Origin of the sequence: Kitasatospora sp. NPDC050543 (assembly GCF_044457565.1) — a bacterium.
In the GTDB taxonomy this organism is placed as follows: Bacteria; Actinomycetota; Actinomycetes; order Streptomycetales; family Streptomycetaceae; genus Kitasatospora.
Window position 1 is genome coordinate 68,214 of the sequence record NZ_JBITGZ010000002.1, and the last position, 14,706, is coordinate 82,919.

The window sequence follows — 14,706 nt, forward strand, 5'->3', positions numbered from 1 at the left end:
GGCTAAGTTAGCCAGACCTTACCATCGTGACGGCCGGACATCGCACGAAGCACCTAGAAGGAGTCAGTCGTGTCCGCGAACAGCTTCGACGCCCGCAGCTCGCTGCAGGTGGGCGACGAGTCGTACGAGATCTTCAAGCTCTCCGCCGTCGAGGGCTCCGAGCGGCTGCCGTACAGCCTCAAGGTGCTGCTGGAGAACCTGCTGCGCACCGAGGACGGCGCGAACATCACCGCCGCCCACATCAGCGCCCTCGGCAACTGGGACGCGGCAGCCGAGCCGAGCGAGGAGATCCAGTTCACGCCGGCCCGCGTGATCATGCAGGACTTCACCGGCGTCCCCTGCGTCGTCGACCTCGCCACCATGCGTGAGGCCGTCAAGGAGCTGGGCGGCGACCCGGCGAAGATCAACCCGCTCGCCCCGGCCGAGCTGGTCATCGACCACTCGGTCATCGCCGACAAGTTCGGCACCCCGGACGCCTTCGTCCAGAACGTCGAGATCGAGTACGGCCGCAACAAGGAGCGCTACCAGTTCCTGCGCTGGGGCCAGACCGCGTTCGACGAGTTCAAGGTCGTCCCGCCGGGCACCGGCATCGTGCACCAGGTGAACATCGAGCACCTGGCCCGCACCATCATGGTCCGTAACGGCCAGGCCTACCCCGACACCTGCGTCGGCACCGACTCGCACACCACGATGGTCAACGGTCTCGGCGTGCTGGGCTGGGGCGTCGGCGGCATCGAGGCCGAGGCCGCGATGCTCGGCCAGCCGGTCTCCATGCTGATCCCGCGCGTGGTCGGGTTCAAGCTCAACGGCGAGCTGCCGGCCGGCGCGACCGCCACCGACCTGGTGCTCACCATCACCGAGATGCTGCGCAAGCACGGTGTGGTCGGCAAGTTCGTCGAGTTCTACGGCGCCGGCGTCTCCGCCATCCCGCTGGCCAACCGCGCCACCATCGGCAACATGTCGCCGGAGTTCGGCTCGACCTGTGCGATCTTCCCGATCGACGCCGAGACCATCAGCTACCTCAAGCTCACCGGCCGCAGCGCGCAGCAGCTCGCCCTGGTCGAGGCCTACGCCAAGGAGCAGGGCCTGTGGCACGACCCGTCGGTCGAGCCGGTCTACTCCGAGTACCTTGAGCTGGACGTCTCCACCGTCGTCCCGTCGATCGCCGGCCCGAAGCGCCCGCAGGACCGCGTGATCCTCGCCGAGGCCGCCGGCAAGTTCGCCGAGGCGCTGCCGACGTACTCCGCCGAGGCCTCGAAGCCGACCCCGGTCACCGCCCCGGACGGCAGCAAGTACGACATCGACAACGGCGCGGTCGTGATCGCCTCGATCACCTCCTGCACCAACACCTCCAACCCCTCCGTCATGCTGGGCGCCGCCCTGCTGGCGAAGAAGGCCGTGGAGAAGGGCCTGCACGTCAAGCCCTGGGTCAAGACCACCCTGGCCCCCGGGTCCAAGGTCGTCATGGACTACTACGAGAAGGCCGGCCTGCTCCCGTACATGGAGAAGCTGGGCTTCAACCTGGTCGGCTACGGCTGCGTCACCTGCATCGGCAACTCGGGCCCGCTGCCCGAGGAGGTCTCCAAGGCCGTCAACGACGCCGACCTGGCCGTCGTCTCGGTGCTCTCCGGCAACCGCAACTTCGAGGGCCGGATCAACCCCGACGTCAAGATGAACTACCTGGCCTCCCCGCCGCTGGTGGTCGCCTACGCCCTCGCCGGCAACATGAACGTCGACATCACCCGCGACGCGCTGGGCCAGGACGCCGACGGCAACGACGTCTTCCTCGCCGACATCTGGCCCTCCGAGAAGGAGGTCGCTGACACCGTCGCCGCCTCCATCGACGAGGAGATGTTCGCCAAGGACTACGCGGACGTCTTCGCCGGTGACCACCGCTGGCAGTCGCTCCCGATCCCGACCGGCAACACCTTCGAGTGGGACGCCGAGTCGACCTACGTCCGGAAGCCCCCGTACTTCGAGGGCATGGCGAAGACCCCGAGCCCGGTGACCGACATCGCCGGTGCCCGCGTGCTCGCCAAGCTGGGCGACTCGGTCACCACCGACCACATCTCCCCGGCCGGCAACATCAAGCCGGGCACCCCGGCCGCGCAGTACCTCACCGAGCACGGTGTGGAGAAGCGCGACTTCAACTCGTACGGCTCGCGTCGTGGCAACCACGAGGTGATGATCCGCGGCACCTTCGCCAACATCCGCCTGCGCAACCAGATCGCGCCGGGCACCGAGGGCGGCTACACCCGCGACTTCACCCAGGCCGACGCGCCGGTGTCGTTCATCTACGACGCCGCGCAGAACTACCAGGCCGCCGGCACCCCGCTGGTGATCCTGGCGGGCAAGGAGTACGGCTCCGGCTCCTCCCGTGACTGGGCCGCCAAGGGCACCGCGCTGCTGGGCGTCAAGGCCGTCATCGCCGAGTCGTACGAGCGCATCCACCGCTCGAACCTGATCGGCATGGGCGTCCTGCCGCTTCAGTTCCCCGAGGGCCAGAACGCCGACTCGCTGGGCCTGACCGGCGAGGAGACCTTCTCGATCTCCGGTGTCGTCGCGCTCAACGAGGGCGGCATCCCGCAGACCGTCAAGGTCACCGCGGGTGACGTCGAGTTCGACGCTAAGGTGCGCATCGACACCCCCGGCGAGGCGGACTACTACCGCAACGGCGGCATCCTGCAGTACGTGCTGCGCTCGCTCATCGGCTGAGCAGCGACCCAGGGCCCGCCTGACGGGCCGCTGACGGCAGCAACCGGCCGGGCCGCCCCCCTCCACCACGGAGAGGGGCGGCCCGGCCGCTGTCGTGGTACCACGGAGACATGGCGCCCAGATCCGATCCGTGGCCGCTGATCCACCTTGAGCGGCGTGCGCTGCTCGCGGACCTGGAGCAGCTGACCCCCGCGCAGTGGGCCTCGCCCTCGCTCTGCCCCGGCCGCAGCGTCCGCGACACGCTTGCGCACATGGCCGCGACCGCGCGGATGACACCGACGGGGTTCGCACTGAAGATGGCCAGGGCGGGCTTCCGCTTCGAGGCGATGGCCTCCCGAGAGATCGCCGAGCTGACCCGGGGGACGTCGCTGGACACCATGGCCAGGTTCGCCGAGCAGGTGGACTCCGTCACGGGCCCGCCGGGGCCGGCGGACACCTGGCTCGGCGAGACGGTGGTGCACGCGGAGGACATCCGCCGGCCGCTGGGCATCGGCCACGACTACCAAGCCGAGGCGCTGACCCGCTGCGCGGACTTCTACCGCGGCTCCAACCTGCTGATCGGCGGCAAGCACCGGGTCGCCGGGCTCACCCTGCGGGCCACCGACCTCGACTGGTCCGCAGGGGACGGCCCCGAGGTCAGCGGCCCGATGATCTCACTGCTGCTGGCGCTGACCGGGCGCCCGGCGGGCCTGGCCGACCTCGCCGGCGAGGGCGCGCCGGTGCTGGCCGAGCGGCTCTAGCGGCCGCCCGGCCCCACGTAGGGCGAACCACCTGCCCGGCCTCACGTAGCCGCCCGGCCGCCCGGCCCTACCGAGGGCGGACCGGGCGCCCGCCCGTGGCCGGCCCCTCAGGCGCGGTCGCAGGCCTGGGCCCGCAGCGCGCGGGACAGGTCGTCGCGGCACTCCAGGACGAGCCGGCGCAGCGCGGGCGCGGCGCCCTCGTGCTGCGTCAGCCACGCGTCCGCGGCGGCCAGCGTCTGTTCGGTGATCTGCAGCCGGGGGAAGAAGCCGCCGACGATCCGCATCGCGATCTCGATGCTGCGCTCCGCCCAGATGCGCTCCAGCAGCTCGAAGTACCGATCCGTGTACGGGGCGGTGAGCTCCCGCCGGCCGGGCAGTGCGAAGCCCGCGATCTGCGCCTCCACCAGGGCGTTGGGCAGCTGGTCGGAGTCGACCACGGCCGACCACGCGGCGGCCTTGGCCTCGGCCGTCGGCCGGGCGGCCAGGCACTGGGTGTACTGGCGCTTTCCGGAGGCGGTGTTGTCGGCGCTCAGCTCCGCGCCCAGTTCCTCGTCGGTGGCCTGGCCGGCGGCGGCCAGCGCGAGCCACAGCGACCAGCGCAGCTCCTGGTCGACGTCCAGGCCGTCGATCCGGGCGCTGCCGGCCAGCAGGCCCCGGACCAGCCGCAGGTGCTCGGAGCCGTTGGCCGTCTGGGCGAGGAACCGGGCCCAGGCCAGCTGGTGGTCGCTGCCCGGCGCTGCGGCGCGCAGCTCGCGCAGGGCGCCCTCGGCGAGCAGCCGCCCGCCCTCGGTGCGCCAGGCGGGGTCGGCGTACAGGTCGACGGCGCCCTTGGCCTGCTGGTGCAGGGACTGCAGCACGCCGATGTTGGACTCGTGCCCGGCGAAGCGCAGCACCAGGGCGACGTAGTCGCGGGCCGGCATCAGGCCGTCGCGGGTCAGGTTCCACACCGCCGACCAGGCCAGCGCCCGGGCGAGGTCGTCGCCGAGGTCGCCCAGGCCGGCGCGCAGGGTCTCCAGCGACTCGCCGTCGAAGCGGATCTTGCAGTACGTCAGATCGTCGTCGTTGAGCAGCACCAGGGCGGGCCGGGGCCGGCCCGCCAGCTCGGCGACGACCGTCCGTGCGCCGGTCACGTCGAGCTCGATCCGCTCGGTGCGCACCAGCGCGCCGTCGGCGTCCCGGTCGTAGAGGCCGATCGCGACCCGGTGCGGGCGCAGCGTGGCGCCGTCCTGGAACACCGCGAGTTCGGTGATCCGGCCCTCGGCGTCGACGGTCAGCTGCGGGGTGAGGGAGTTGACCCCGGCGGTCTGCAGCCAGGCCTTCGCCCAGGTCTTCAGGTCGCGCCCGCTGGTCTCCTCCAGGATGCCGAGCAGGTCGCCGAGCACGGTGTTGCCGAAGGCGTGCCGCTTGAAGTACTGCCGGGCGCCCTCGAAGAAGGCGTCCCGTCCGACGTACGCCACCAGCTGTTTGAGCACCGAGGCGCCCTTGGCGTAGGTGATGCCGTCGAAGTTGAGCTTGGCGTCCTCCAGGTCCCTGATGTCCGCGGTGATCGGGTGGGTGGTCGGGAACTGGTCCTGCCGGTAGGCCCAGGCCTTGCGCTGGTTGGCGAAGGTGATCCAGGCCGAGCCGTACCTCGTCCCGGCGCCGATCAGGGCGAACGAGCCCATGAAGTCGGCGAAGGACTCCTTCAGCCAGAGGTCGTCCCACCAGCGCATGGTGACCAGGTCACCGAACCACATGTGCGCCATCTCGTGCAGGATGACGTTGGCCCGGCCCTCGTACGCGGCGTCGGTGACCTTGGAGCGGAAGACGAACTCCTCACGGAAGGTCACGCAGCCCGGGTTCTCCATCGCGCCGATGTTGTACTCGGGAACGAAGGCCTGGTCGTACTTGCCGAACGGGTACGGGTAGTCGAACTCCTCGTGGAAGAAGTCCAGGCCCTTCTTGGTGACGCCGAGGATCTCGTCCGCGTCGAAGTGGCGGGCGAGCGAGCGGCGGCACATCGCGGAGAGCGGGATCTCCAGCGTGCTGCCGTCGGCCAGCTCGCGGCGGTAGTGGTCGCGTTCGACGTGGTACTGGCCGGCCACGACCGCGGTGAGGTAGGTGGAGATCGGCTGCGTGGGCGCGAACTCCCAGGTGCGGGCGGTGCCTTCGGCCGAGACGGTGTCGTGGACGGCGTCGTGGACGGCGTTGGACCAGACCTCCCAGGCGGCGGGGGCGGTCACGGTGAAGGTGAACGGCGCCTTCAGGTCGGGCTGTTCGAAGTTGGCGAACATCCGCCGGGCGTCGGCCGGTTCGAAGTGGGTGTACAGGTAGGTCTCGCCGTCCACCGGGTCGGTGAAGCGGTGCAGGCCCTCACCGGTGCGGCTGTACGCGCAGTCCGCGTCCACCACCAGGACGTTGTCCGCGGCGAGGCCGTCCACGGCGACCCGGGCGCCGTCGAAGACCTGGGCCGGGTCCAGCTCGCGGCCGTTCAGGGTGACCGCGCGGACGGCGGGTGCGAGCAGGTCGACGAAGGTCGAGGCGCCCGGCTGCGAGCTGCGGAAGGCGATGGTGGTGGTGGAGCGGAAGGTGGCCGCCGCCGGGTCCACGGCGGAGGTCACGTCCAGCCGGATCCGGTAGCTGTCCACGTCCAGGATGCTGGCCCGCTGCTGGGCTTCGTCGCGGCTCAGGTTCTTGCCCGGCACGGCGGTACTCCTTTGTCCGGCCCGCACTGCGATGCGGCGTGCGGCGTGCGGCTTTCGCGGTCTGCGGCGGCGCGAGCTGCGAGGCTGCGAGCTGCGGGTGCCGCGGAGGCATCCTTTCACGCGCTCTCGCGCGGGTACCATTGCACACTCGCGCGGACGGGGGCGGAATCAGCGGTGCCGCGCGGACGTTGGGTCTGGAGACCCCGTGCGGGGCCCGGACTCACCGAAGGACACCTGGCTGTGACGACTGCCGCTGACCGTAAGACCGCAGACTTCTGGTTCGACCCGGCCTGCCCCTGGGCCTGGATGACCTCGCGCTGGCTGATCGAGGTCCAGCAGCTGCGGCCGGTCGACGTGAACTGGCATGTGATGAGCCTCGCGGTGCTCAACGAGCACCGCGACCTGCCCCAGAACTACCGTGAGCTGCTCGACAACGCCTGGGGCGCGGTGCGGGTGTGCATCGCGGCCGCCGAGAAGCACGGCGAGGAGGTGCTGGGCCGGCTGTACACCGAGCTCGGCACCCGCTTCCACAACCAGGGCCTGCCGCAGAACCGCGAGACCATCGCGGCCGCGCTGGTCGCCGCCGGCCTGTCGGCCGAACTGGCCGACGCCGCCGACACCGACGCGTACGACGAGGCCCTGCGCGCCTCGCACAAGGAGGGCATCACCCTGGTCGGCGAGGACGTCGGCACCCCGGTGATCGCGGTCGAGGGCGCGGACGGCGAGCGGGTGGCGTTCTTCGGCCCGGTCGTCACCCCGACCCCGCGCGGCGAGGCCGCCGCCCGGCTGTGGGACGGCACCCTGCTGGTCGCCTCCACCCCCGGCTTCTACGAGATCAAGCGCACCCGCACCGCGGGCCCGTCCTTCGAGTGAGCAGCTGAGCCCTGATCCACTCAGCCGCTGGGGACGCATGCGGAAGGGGCCCGGTACCAAGTCGGTACCGGGCCCCTTCCGCGTCGGAATCAGCTCTCGACGCGCTCGGCGCTCACGGCGCTCACGGCGCTCTTGGCCGCCGCGTCGCGGCGCTGCTTGACGTACCCCGCCAGGGCGAGGGCGGCGACCAGCACACTCGCCGCGTACAGCTGTTCGCGGTTGCCCTCGGTGGTGGTCATCAGGCCGAGGATGGCGAGCACGGCGAGCAGCGCGGCCCAGGTCAGGTACGGGTAGCCCCACATCCGGACGGTGAGCAGCTCGGGTGCCTCGCGCTCCAGCTTGCGGCGCATCTTCAGCTGGACGACGCAGATGAAGAACCAGACCACCAGGATCGCCACGCCGGTGGTGTTCATCAGCCAGGTGAAGACGGTGTCCGGCCAGAACTTGCCGGCCAGCACGGCGCCGAAGCCGAAGCCACAGGAGGCCAGCACGGCCAGTCGCGGCACGCCGCCGCTCACCTTGGCCAGTGCCCGCGGGCCCTGCCCGCGGGAGACCAGCGAGTACGCCATCCGCGAGGAGCCGTAGATGTTGGCGTTCATCGCCGAGAGCAGCGCGATGAGCACCACGAACTTCATGATGTCGCCGGCGGCGGGCACGCCCAGGTGCTGGAGGACGGTGACGTACGGGCCGTCCGAGACGATCGACGGGTCCTTCCAGGAGACCAGCGTGACGACCAGGGCCATCGAGCCGATGTAGAAGACCGCGATCCGCCACACGGCGGTGCGCACCGCGTTGGCGACGTTCTTGCGCGGGTCCTCGGACTCGGCGGCCGCGATGGTGACCGTCTCCAGGCCGCCGTAGGCGAAGACCGAGGCCAGCAGGCCGACGATCAGACCACTGGTGCCGTTGGGCAGGAATCCGCCCTGGCCGGTCAGGTTGCTGCTGCCGGGCGCGCCGCCGTCACCGAGGACGCCGAGGACGCCGAGCGTGCCGAGCACCAGGAACGCCACGATCGCGGCCACCTTGACGGCGGCGAACCAGAACTCGAACTCGCCGAAGTTCTTCACGGCCGTCAGGTTGCTGGCGCAGAAGAACACCATGAAGATGCCGACCCAGACCCACGGCGAGACGGCGGGGACCATGTCGTTCATGATCTTGCCGGCGGCGGTGGCCTCGGCCGCGACACCGCAGCAGAGCATCACCCAGTACATCCACCCGGCGGTGACGCCGGCCCAGGGGCCGATCTCGCGCTCGGCGTGCACCGAGAAGGAGCCGGACGCCGGGCGGGCCGCCGACATCTCGCCGAGCATCCGCATGATCAGCATGACCAGCAGGCCGGAGAGGGTGAAGGCCAGGATGATCGCGGGGCCGGCGGCCGCGATGCCCGCGCCGGATCCGACGAAGAGTCCGGCGCCGATCACGCCACCGAGCGCGATCATCGAGAGGTGACGCTGCTTCAGGCCGTGCGACAGCTGCTGCCCGTCGCCGGTGGCCGGGGAGGGGGCGGTCGCGAGCTGACGGTCAGCCGTGGACTGCTCGGGCGCCGGCGGCGCGGGGGTACGGGCCATGAGGGTGGATCCAGACTGTTCGGATAGCGGGTCGAGTCGCCCAATATCCGGTGTGGCGGCGGTTCATGCCAATGAATCGGGCTCTGGGCCCACTATTCGGACCGATTCACTACCATCTGTGACCGAATGTGGACTGTTCTGGTCGATTTGCCCCTCTGGAGCCCGGCTCCCGGGGTGGAACTGCGGGCGGGGTTCGGCGCGGGCTCTTCTCGGGCCCGGCGCGGGCTCGGCACCGGCGCTTCGCGGGCCGTTCGTGGGCTCCTGACCGGTGTTGCATGGGCCGGATCCGACAATGGCCGACTCCGGCGCTTTGTCGGGTTCCCTGACGCGGGCACCGCGCGTGAGCGCGTAGGTTCACAGTTGTTCACTCAGCAGCCCCACAGTGCGGAGATTCCCCCGATGGCCACAGCCAGCACGCCCATACCGACCCGCGCCGTCCTCGCGGACCTGCTGCCCGCGGCGTCCACCCGGATCGGCACCCAGCTGCGCGACCTCGCGCTGGTGACCGGCGGCGCGGCGCTCACCGGCCTGGCGGCCCAGCTGTCGGTCAACGTCCCCGGCTCGCCCGTGCCCGTCACCGGCCAGACCTTCGCCGCCCTGCTGGTGGGCACGGCCCTCGGCACCCGGCGCGGCATCGCCTCGCTGGGCCTCTACCTGCTCGCGGGGATGGCCGGCCTGCCGTGGTTCGCGCAGGGCACCTCGGGCGTGCTGATGCCCTCGCTGGGCTATGTGATCGGCTTCGTCCTGGCGGCGGGCCTCACCGGCGCGCTGGCCCGCCGCGGCGCCGACCGCAGCCCGCTGAACACCGCCGTCGCCATGGTGCTCGGCAACCTGGCGATCTACGCGGTCGGCGTCCCCTACCTCGCGCTCTCGCTGGACATCTCCCTCGCCAAGGCCGCCGAGCTGGGGCTTTACCCGTACCTGGTCGGCGACGCCCTCAAGGCCCTCCTCGCCGTCGCGGCCCTCCCGCTCGCCTGGAAGCTCCTCAGGCAGCGCTGAGAGCAGGGCCGGGGCTCCGCGGCTCGGTCGGCGGAGCCCCGATCCCGCGGTCGGGCCGGTGCGCATGCCACACTCATACGCATGCGCGTGTACCTGGGTTCCGACCATGCCGGATTCGACCTCAAGAACCACCTCGTCCAGTGGCTGAAGGAGGCCGGCCACGAGCCGGTCGACTGCGGGCCGCTCGTCTACGACGCCGAGGACGACTACCCGCCGTTCTGCCTGCGCGCCGCCGAGCGCACCGCCGCCGACGCCGAGGCGCTGGGCATCGTGATCGGCGGCTCGGGCAACGGCGAGGCCATCGCCGCCAACAAGGTCAAGGGTGTCCGTGCGGCGCTGGCCTGGAGCGAGGAGACCGCCTCGCTCGGCCGCGAGCACAACAACGCCAACGTGATCTCCATCGGCGGCCGCATGCACACCCAGGACGAGGCCACCAAGTTCGTCGAGGTGTTCCTCAACACCCCGTACAGCGGCGCCGAGCGGCACACCCGCCGGATCGAGATGCTGAGCGACTACGAGACCACCGGTGAGCTTCCGCCCATCCCGGCGCACCACCCGAACAGCTGATCAAACGTCAGGCCCGGGAACGGCCGGCCCCTCCTCGGAGGTGGCCGGCCGTTCGTGTTCCCCGGCACCGCGGTGACCGCTGCCCGGTCAGCGGGCCTCAGGTAGGCGGGCCTCCCGCCGGCAGGCGTCCGGTCATCAGAAGTTGTGCGGCAACCAGGGCGCGACATCGGAGGTGAACGCCCGCGAGGCCTCGGTGAGCGCGCCCTTGCCCAGCTCGCGGACCCGCCCGGCGCGCGCCAGCGCACCCAGCGTCACCCCGCCCAGGTACACCGAGCCCAGCTCCCGTACGGTCAGCGCCAGCTCGGCCGGTGCCGTGGTCGGCAGGCAGCTGGCGCCCTTGCCGGGGCCCTCGCTGTGCAGCTGCCAGCGGCCGGAGTTCCACGGGCAGAAGGTGTCCTCCACCTCCAGCACCACTTCCACCGGCGCCGCGTACCCCCGGCCCTGGAGCGCCGCACCCACGTCCACCAGCCGCACGAACAGCGCGTCGGACAGCTGCGGCTGGAGCCGGCGGGGGTCGGAGACCAGGTGCAGCAGCGGGTCGTCCATCGGCCGGTTGCGGGCGGCCACCGTGTCGGTGAGGTCGAGGTCGAGCAGGAACGCCCAGAGCGCCGCGTACGCCTGCGGGCCGACCGCCTCCACGTCGTCGACCCGGACGGTGCCGGCAGGTCCCGTCCGGTGCCAGTCCGCCTTCACCGCGTAGCGGGCGTAGCCGAGCAGCCGGCCGCTCACGGCGTCCTCGGCGAGCACGCACTGCAGCTTGGAGAAGCCGGCCCGCTCGGACTCCGGGTCGACCAGCGCCAACTGCTCCCAGCCCGGCCGGCGCTCCAGCATCCCCGGCCGCAGCGGCACCCGGCTCGCGTACAGCTTCTCGCAGGCGGCGGCCGACCCGGCGGGGTCGGTCAGCCGCAGCCGCAGCGGGGTGCCGCCCGGGTCCGCCGGATCGGCGGCGGGGGAGTGCACCCGCACCCGGCCGCGCTGGATCTCGACCGACAGCCGCCAGCTGCCGAGCCCGTACCCGTACCGGCCGTAGATCGCCGGCTCGGAGGCGGTGAGCACCGCGAGCGCCTCGCCGCGGTCCCGGACGTCGTCCAGCTGCCGCCGCATCAGCGCGGTGAGCACGCCGCGGCGCCGGTAGGTGGGCAGCACGCCGACCATGGTCACCCCGGCGGCCGGCAGGACGGCGCCGCCGGGAACGGCGAGCCGGAAGGAGAACGCGCCCGCGCAGCCGACCGGCTCGGGGCCGTCCCAGACCCCGAGCGAGCGCTCGGGTTCGAAGACCCGCCGCCACAGCTTCCGGTGCTCCGGCGTCTCCTCGCCGCCACCGAAGGCGATCTCCACGGTCCGGAACCAGGCGGGCCAGTCTGTGGCGTCCAGGGTCCGTACGGTCAGAGCCTCGTGGGTCGTCCCGTCCTGTGTCATATGCCACAGCTACCACCGCGGTCCGGGGCGCGCTACCCCGTGCCGCGCGCGTGTCGCGTGCGCCGCCCGCCGGAGCCGTACGCCCTGCGGGGTCAGCCCTGGCGGCACCGGGCCCGAGGCGCCGAGTCGGCCGAAACCCGCCGAGTGCCGCCCGGCCCAACTCGCCCGGGCCCGCGTACCCCGTCGACGCCGACCCGCGGCGGTGGATATGGTCGGACCCCATGGCTGGCAGACTGCCGGGCGCATCGCCCCAGACGACTGCGACGAGGCCCGATGCCGCCCCGGTGGCGCCGGACCCCGTGACGACCCGGTTGCGCAAGCGGCTCCGCCGGGTCCGCCGAAGGCTGCGCACGGCCGGGGTCGACTACTTCCGCGGCGGCGCCGCGGACTGGCCGGTGCTGAGCGCGCTCGCGCTGCTCGTCCCGGTGCTGGTCCTGCTCAACATCCTCGCCCCGGCCTGGGCCCCGCCGACCGCGCTGGTGCTGCCGATCCTGGCGGCCGCGCTGCTGCTGCGCCCCGGCAGCCTGGTGCTGCTGTACGCGCTCACCGCGCTCGGCCTGTCCGCCGAGTCCGTGATCCACACCGGCCAGCGGGTGGCCAGCAACAACCCCGACGCCTACACCTACGGTGTCACCCCCGGCGCCGCGCTGGTGGTCGGCGCGGCCGGGGTGGCCGGGCTGCTGCTGGCGCAGTTCCGCAGCCGGGTCGGGGTGCCCTGGTGGGGCGGCTCCACGATGCTCTTCGACCTGCGCGAGCGCCTGCGGGTGCAGAGCCGGGTGCCCGAGCTGCCCGAGGGCTGGCACGCCGACATGGCGCTGCGCCCGGCCGGCGGGCAGTCCTTCTCCGGCGACTTCGTGGTCGCCGGGCGTACCGGCCCCGGCCAGCGGGTGCTGGAGGTGGTGCTCGCGGACGTCTCCGGCAAGGGCATGGACGCCGGCTCCCGGGCCCTGCTGCTCTCCGGAGCCTTCGGCGGCCTGCTCGGCTCGCTCCCGGCGCACGAGTTCCTGCCCGCCGCCAACGGCTACCTGCTGCGGCAGTCCTGGGAGGAGGGCTTCGCCACGGCCGTCCACCTGGTGCTCGATCTGGACTCCGGGGAGTACGAGCTGCTCTCGGCCGGTCATCTGCCGGGCATGCAGCGGCTGGCGGGCGCGGGGCGCTGGGAGATCAAGGAGACCACCGAGGGCCCGCTGCTGGGGATCTACGACGGTGCGAAGTTCGAGGGCGTGCGGGGGCGGCTGAACCGCGGCGACGTTCTGATGCTCTGCACCGACGGCATGGTGGAGGCGCCGGGGCGCGATCTCTCCGAGGGCATGGACCGGCTGATGGGCGAGGCGGACCGGCTGGTCCCGGGCGCGGGGCCGGCGAGCCGCCCGGGAGCGGCGGGGCGGCTGATCGAGACGGTGGCCAGGGACATCAACGATGACCGTGCGGTGCTGCTGCTCTGGCGTGATTGAGGATGACCGGATGTGCCCCGGTGTGATCGGGCACACGGGGAGCACCAGGCCAGGCGTATGTGCCGCTGTCAATTCCGGCCGATATCGGGAGCTGATCTTCGGCCATTCCTCCCGCACCCGTCGGTGACCTGGGCCGGACCCCCGTGACCGGGCATCGGGGTGCTCCGCCGCCGCTCGGCCCGGCCCCGCCGACGGACCGTCACCCGGTGTCCGCTAGGGTCTCGGTCGGCGGAAATCCGTCTCACATCGCAGGATCTTGACGGTCTGCTTCCAGCCAGACCTTTACGCAACCCGCACGGTCGACCACACTGAGTCCGGGCGGGACCGGTCGGGACTTGGGGGGATGGGGGCGTCGGGTGCGGCGAGACACGCACCGTACGGGCGCACGGAACTCCGGTCGTGATGTGTTCGACCGGAACCTCCGCCTCGGGACCGTCGGACAGGCCGGGGTCCGGCTTCGCACGGGATCTCGTACCGGGATCCGCACTGAAACGAGGAAGTGAGTCCGGGTGGCACTCTCCGTCTCCGCGCTGGTCCTGTTCGGCATCGTCTGCCTGATCTTCATCCGCAACAAGCAGATGAAGCTCGGCCACGCCGTGCTGGCCGCGCTCTTCGGCTTCATGCTCAACCAGACCACGGCCGCCAAGCCCATCCAGGACTTCCTGAGCCAGCTGGCCAAGAGTATCTCCGGCATCGCCAGCTGACCGGCCTGACGGTGACCGCGTGACCGTAACGGCCTGACCGGACCGGCCTCACCCGCCGGGCCGGCCGGTGCACCGGCCGCCGGTACCAGGTCGGTTCACCAGCCGTCGGCCCGTCGGCCGTCCGGCACGGGTGAACGGCCGGCTCACTGACCGGCGCGCCGCGCGTGCCGCCAGCGGCTGAACAGTTCGCGCGCCCGCATCCGCGTCCGCCCGCTCGCTGCGGGCCCGGGCTGCGCCGGCGCGACCACCGGCTCCGGCCGGTACGGCGTGCTGCCCTCGGCCGTCAGCAGGACGAACAGCCGGGCCCAGCAGAGCCGCTCGCCGCGCGGCCAGTGCAGCGCGCGCAGCGCCGCCGACGCGCGCTCGGACACCTCGCCGTTGATCCGCACCTCGGCGACGTCGTCCCCGGCCTTGCCGCCGAGGAACAGCTTGACGCCGCCCAGCTGCGTTCCGGCCAGCTCCGGCAGCAGGGCGGGCCCGAGTGCGGGCAGCAGCTCGTTCTCGGCCAGCCACTGGCTCAGCCGCTCCCGGCCGAACCCGAAGACCGCGGCCGGGCCCTGGACGGCGTGCCAGCCCGGCAGCTCCCGCGGCCGGTAGTGGTCGCCGTGCTCGCCGCGCCGCTCCTGGAGCTCCACCACGGTCGCCGCGGTGGTGGTCGCCCACATCCGTACGGCGTTGGCGAGCTTCTCCTCCTCGGTCTTGCCGAGTCCGGCCGCGCAGTCCCAGATCACCGGGGCCTCGGCCCGGCCCAGGTGCAGGACGAAGCCGAGGTCCACATGGCCGGCCCCGTCCTGCCCCGGGTGCTCCCGGACGGCCACCGCGGTGGTGCCCGGACCGCGGACCACGCTGCCGTCGATGGTGAACTCCCGCCCGTAGCGCGCCATCTCCCGGACCACGTTGCGCTGAATGACGTCCAGTCGGTCCTGGGGACGCACGGGGGTACTCCTCACCCTTGAGAGTCGGACACTCGATCCGCTGTCCGA

The 14,706-nt window shown here is 72.1% G+C and carries 11 protein-coding genes; 7 read left to right on the top strand and 4 right to left on the bottom strand.

Translation table 11 applies throughout. The features are described from left to right. Positions 1-69: 69 nt before the first annotated feature. Together acnA and ACIBH3_RS02660 are read left to right on the top strand one after the other, a co-directional pair. A complete protein-coding gene (acnA, locus tag ACIBH3_RS02655) occupies positions 70-2,715 on the top strand; it encodes an aconitate hydratase AcnA (protein ID WP_396310018.1) in 2,646 nt (881 codons plus the stop codon). A 110-nt stretch (positions 2,716-2,825) separates the two neighbouring features. After that, complete coding sequence (locus ACIBH3_RS02660; protein WP_396310019.1) at positions 2,826-3,455, top strand: maleylpyruvate isomerase family mycothiol-dependent enzyme; 630 nt, start codon at positions 2,826-2,828, stop codon at positions 3,453-3,455. Between the two features lie 107 nt (positions 3,456-3,562). Here the strand turns inward: ACIBH3_RS02660 and pepN are convergent, their stop codons facing one another. After that, positions 3,563-6,139: an aminopeptidase N gene (pepN, locus tag ACIBH3_RS02665; protein ID WP_396310020.1), complete on the bottom strand. Its 2,577-nt coding sequence runs from the start codon at positions 6,137-6,139 to the stop codon at positions 3,563-3,565. Positions 6,140-6,379: 240 nt separating this feature from the next. On the opposite strand from pepN, the gene ACIBH3_RS02670 reads away from it, so the two are divergent. Beyond that, a complete protein-coding gene (locus ACIBH3_RS02670; RefSeq protein ID WP_396310021.1) occupies positions 6,380-7,012 on the top strand; it encodes a DsbA family protein in 633 nt (210 codons plus the stop codon). An 89-nt stretch (positions 7,013-7,101) separates the two neighbouring features. Here the strand turns inward: ACIBH3_RS02670 and ACIBH3_RS02675 are convergent, their stop codons facing one another. After that, complete coding sequence (locus ACIBH3_RS02675) at positions 7,102-8,580, bottom strand: amino acid permease (RefSeq protein WP_396310022.1); 1,479 nt, start codon at positions 8,578-8,580, stop codon at positions 7,102-7,104. 399 nt (positions 8,581-8,979) lie between these two features. Here ACIBH3_RS02675 and ACIBH3_RS02680 point away from each other — a divergent pair, with 399 nt between their 5' ends. After that, positions 8,980-9,579: a biotin transporter BioY gene (locus ACIBH3_RS02680; protein WP_396310023.1), complete on the top strand. Its 600-nt coding sequence runs from the start codon at positions 8,980-8,982 to the stop codon at positions 9,577-9,579. An 81-nt stretch (positions 9,580-9,660) separates the two neighbouring features. Continuing rightward, positions 9,661-10,146, top strand: coding sequence for a ribose-5-phosphate isomerase (locus ACIBH3_RS02685; RefSeq protein WP_396310024.1), 486 nt, complete (start codon positions 9,661-9,663; stop codon positions 10,144-10,146). Positions 10,147-10,281: 135 nt separating this feature from the next. Here ACIBH3_RS02685 and ACIBH3_RS02690 read toward each other — a convergent pair whose 3' ends face one another. Next, entirely contained in the window at positions 10,282-11,565 is a 1,284-nt protein-coding gene (locus ACIBH3_RS02690; RefSeq protein ID WP_396310025.1) for a GNAT family N-acetyltransferase, read from the bottom strand. Positions 11,566-11,849: 284 nt separating this feature from the next. Here ACIBH3_RS02690 and ACIBH3_RS02695 point away from each other — a divergent pair, with 284 nt between their 5' ends. Then, the gene (locus tag ACIBH3_RS02695; protein WP_396310026.1) at positions 11,850-13,019 is read left to right on the top strand and encodes a PP2C family protein-serine/threonine phosphatase; all 1,170 of its coding nucleotides are present in this window, start codon (positions 11,850-11,852) and stop codon (positions 13,017-13,019) included. Between the two features lie 509 nt (positions 13,020-13,528). After that, positions 13,529-13,723: a hypothetical protein gene (locus ACIBH3_RS02700; RefSeq protein WP_396310027.1), complete on the top strand. Its 195-nt coding sequence runs from the start codon at positions 13,529-13,531 to the stop codon at positions 13,721-13,723. A gap of 143 nt (positions 13,724-13,866) precedes the next feature. On the opposite strand, the gene ACIBH3_RS02705 is transcribed toward ACIBH3_RS02700, so the two are convergent. Beyond that, positions 13,867-14,658 (bottom strand): DUF6348 family protein, encoded by a 792-nt coding sequence (locus ACIBH3_RS02705; protein WP_396310028.1) that lies wholly within the window; start codon positions 14,656-14,658, stop codon positions 13,867-13,869. Between the last annotated feature and the right edge of the window lie 48 nt (positions 14,659-14,706).

What these genes read in the sequence shown, in the direction of transcription:
- ACIBH3_RS02680 (WP_396310023.1), top strand. Translation starts at nt 8,980, where the DNA reads ATGGCCACAGCCAGCACGCCCATACCGACCCGCGCCGTCCTCGCGGAC.
- ACIBH3_RS02690 (WP_396310025.1), bottom strand. Translation starts at nt 11,565, where the DNA reads ATGACACAGGACGGGACGACCCACGAGGCTCTGACCGTACGGACCCTG.
- ACIBH3_RS02685 (WP_396310024.1), top strand. Translation starts at nt 9,661, where the DNA reads ATGCGCGTGTACCTGGGTTCCGACCATGCCGGATTCGACCTCAAGAAC.
- ACIBH3_RS02675 (WP_396310022.1), bottom strand. Translation starts at nt 8,580, where the DNA reads ATGGCCCGTACCCCCGCGCCGCCGGCGCCCGAGCAGTCCACGGCTGAC.
- ACIBH3_RS02660 (WP_396310019.1), top strand. Translation starts at nt 2,826, where the DNA reads ATGGCGCCCAGATCCGATCCGTGGCCGCTGATCCACCTTGAGCGGCGT.